The sequence below is a fragment of the Actinomycetota bacterium genome, assembly GCA_040755895.1.
Lineage (GTDB): Bacteria > Actinomycetota > Aquicultoria > Subteraquimicrobiales > Subteraquimicrobiaceae > Subteraquimicrobium.
The window spans coordinates 1-2,984 of sequence record JBFMAG010000083.1 but is presented as its reverse complement, the minus strand read 5'-3'; the positions used below and the strand labels follow the sequence as shown (position 1 = coordinate 2,984).

Genomic DNA, 2,984 nt, shown 5'->3' with positions numbered 1-2,984 from the left:
GAAAGATTTAAGATTAAATTTGCCGCATTCAAAGCTACAGATTCAATGCTTTAATCAGAGCTCTTGCCTTATCCAGGGTCTCCTCATATTCAGCCTCTGGATCCGAATCAAAAACTATGCCCCCACCCACCTGGAAGTAAGCCCTGCCTTCGGTTATCAAAAAGGTTCGGATGACTATATTTAGATCCATATCGCCCGTGAAACTCAAGTATCCTATGGAGCCAGTGTAAATGTTTCTTTTGGTTGGTTCGAGCTCATCTATTATTTCCATGGCTCTCACCTTTGGAGCTCCTGTTATTGAACCTCCTGGGAAACAAGCTTTCAGGAGGTCGAAGCGGTCTTTATCCTCACAGAGTCTTCCCTCGATCGTTGAGACCAGATGAAAGACGGTGGCATAAGTCTCCAGGATCATGCACTCGGATACCCTAACCGATCCGTACTCGCAAACCCGCCCCAGGTCGTTCCTTTCAAGATCCACTATCATTATGTGCTCAGCTTTATCCTTTTCACTATCCATGAGCTCCCGGGCCAATGCCCCATCTCGCACCGGATCTTTGCCCCTTGGTCGAGTCCCCTTGATCGGCCTCGTTTCCACCCCTCTTCCACTGAGTCTAAGAAACCTCTCCGGAGATGCACTGACCACCGCGATTCCATCAAAATTCAAAAAGGCGGCAAAGGGTGCTGGATTTACGCTCCTCAGCCTCTTATACAATTCGAAGGGAGGTATGGGTAAAGCGGTCTCAAATCTCTGGGAGAGGTTCGCCTGAAAGATATCACCGGCGATGATATATTCCCTCGCTGTCTGCACCGCTTCCAGATATCCCTCCTTAGTGAAATTGGAGCGGAGCGAAACCTTACCGGGATGTTGCAGGGATTGACGCACCGAATTCGTTTCCCTCCGCAACCTATCTTCAAGCTCTCTTAGCCTGGCTTCGGCTCTAATCTCAGCCTTACTCCGATTCTCTTCGGGAAAACCGGTGGAAACTAAATAAATCTTGCCATTCAGATGATCAAAGACCACTCCTCGATCGTAAAAACAGAGGTAACAATGGGGTAAGTCTAAATCGTCGATGGCTTGGGACGGAAGTTCCTCGATGAAGTGGCAAAGATCATAAGCGAAATATCCCACCGCTCCCCCCAGGAAAGGGAATACACCAGGTGGTGCATCTAGCCCATAGCGATTCAGCAAACTCCTGAGGATATCGAAGGGATTACCCTCAAGCATTCGGTGATGAGACTCTTCTGTGATCTCGATTTTACTACCTTTACTTCTGAAGATAAGGAAGGGGTCGCTTCCCATAAAAGAGAACCGTCCCAACTTTTGAGGGTCCATCTGGCTATCCAAAAAGAAGCTATGGGGTTCATCCTTCAAACGCTCAAAGGCTTCGAAAGAGGAGATGGGAATGGAGATTTCCTTCACCAAGGGTACTACCAATTCTCTCGATAGGAGATTTTTCACATCCCATCACCAGACCTAAAAAATTGGGCACCCAACCGATTAGCTGGGTGCCCAATTTAGGCTGACATACTAGTCTAGGGACAAGTATAATACGACTCCCCTCCCCTTTCAAGAGAAATCCTTACCTCACTATCTTCAATCTTTCCCTCTTCATCTTCTCTTTGATTTTTGGCAATTTCGATTTCTCAATGAGAGTACATAAAACCTCAACTATCTTTGGATCGAATTGTGAGCCGGCATTTTTCTTTAACTCCCTCACCGCACCCTCCAAGGTGTAAGCGGGACGATAGGGTCGTTCAGAGGTCATGGCATCAAAGGCATCCGCAACTCCTAATATTCTCGATCCCAGGGGAATTTCTTCACCCCTGAGTCCAGATAAGTAACCACTTCCATCATAATGCTCATGGTGATGGAAAATGATGGGTATCACCTTCTTGAACAATGGAATGTGTCCAATTATCTGGGTAGCTATCAGTGGATGCTTTTTCACCTCGTCATATTCTTCCTTGGTTAATTTCGCGGGTTTACTGAGGATGCCCTCATCGATTCCTATCTTCCCGATGTCGTGTAGAAGCGAAGCGGTTCTTATCATGTTTATCTCCTTTCTTGGCAAGCCCAATTCACGAGCTATGGCTACGGCGTAGCTTGTCACTTGCTCAGAATGTCCATTAATATAGGAATCTTTAGCTTCGATGGCTTTAACGAAGGCCTTCACCGTCTCCATATATAACTCCTCAAGCTGAGTGAACAACTGAGCATTCCTTATGGCTACAGCTGCTTCACCAGCCAAGATGGATAATATCCTCAAATCATCTTTGGTGAATTCATGGGGTAAGTGGCACCCACATTGAGCACGCCGATTATTTTATCTTCGACTTTTAGGGGGACGCATAATGCGGAGTAGAGTTCCTCCTTGGACTTAAACTTTTTGAATCTGGTATCTTTCGAAATGTTCGATATGAGCAGGGGTTTTTCCATCTTTGCTACCCAACCCGCTATCCCCTCGCCCAGTTTCAAGCGGGTTTTTTCCACAGCTTCCTCGCTCAAGCCTTTGGCCGCTCTGATCCTGAGCTCCTTCGTTTCCTCATCGAGAAGCATCACGGAACCCGTATTGGCATGCAGGATCCTCAAAGAGGATTTCAAGATGAATTCCAATACCTCCTGGAGGTTGAAGATTGAACCCAAGACCTTACTCACTTCGAACAACGTGTTCAATTCGTTGATTCTTTTCTGTATCGATTGTTCCAGGGATTTGCTCCAGGCTTCGAGGTGCTTTTGGGATTTAATTAAATTAGCTTGGGTTCGCTTCAGCTTTTCCGTAACTTCTTGCAAATGCGTTATGATCCGTTTTCTCTGGTCAGATAAGACTCCCACCACTAATCCAATAGCTACAAAGAGGATGCTCCCGGCAATGTTTTGGCTCATTAAATTAGCCGTCAAGATGTGCGGGAATAAGTGAATAAAGCCTAAAATTAAACTTGTACCCAGTCCTCCCTTGAGACCCCACCAATAAGCTCCCAAAATG

Annotated in this window: 3 protein-coding genes; all 3 read right to left on the bottom strand. The window is 46.3% G+C overall.

Annotated elements, in window-relative coordinates; all coding sequences use genetic code 11:
- Window positions 1-34: 34 nt before the first annotated feature.
- Window positions 35-1,459 carry an aminodeoxychorismate synthase component I gene (pabB, locus tag AB1466_03905; protein MEW6189240.1) on the bottom strand — a complete coding sequence of 475 codons (1,425 nt, stop codon included), beginning with the start codon at window positions 1,457-1,459 and terminating at the stop codon, window positions 35-37.
- Between the two features lie 121 nt (window positions 1,460-1,580).
- Window positions 1,581-2,267, bottom strand: coding sequence for an HD-GYP domain-containing protein (locus AB1466_03900; protein ID MEW6189239.1), 687 nt, complete (start codon window positions 2,265-2,267; stop codon window positions 1,581-1,583).
- On the bottom strand, window positions 2,264-2,984 hold a 721-nt coding region (locus AB1466_03895), incomplete at its 5' end, for a GAF domain-containing protein (GenBank protein ID MEW6189238.1). The genes AB1466_03900 and AB1466_03895, both read right to left, overlap by 4 nt.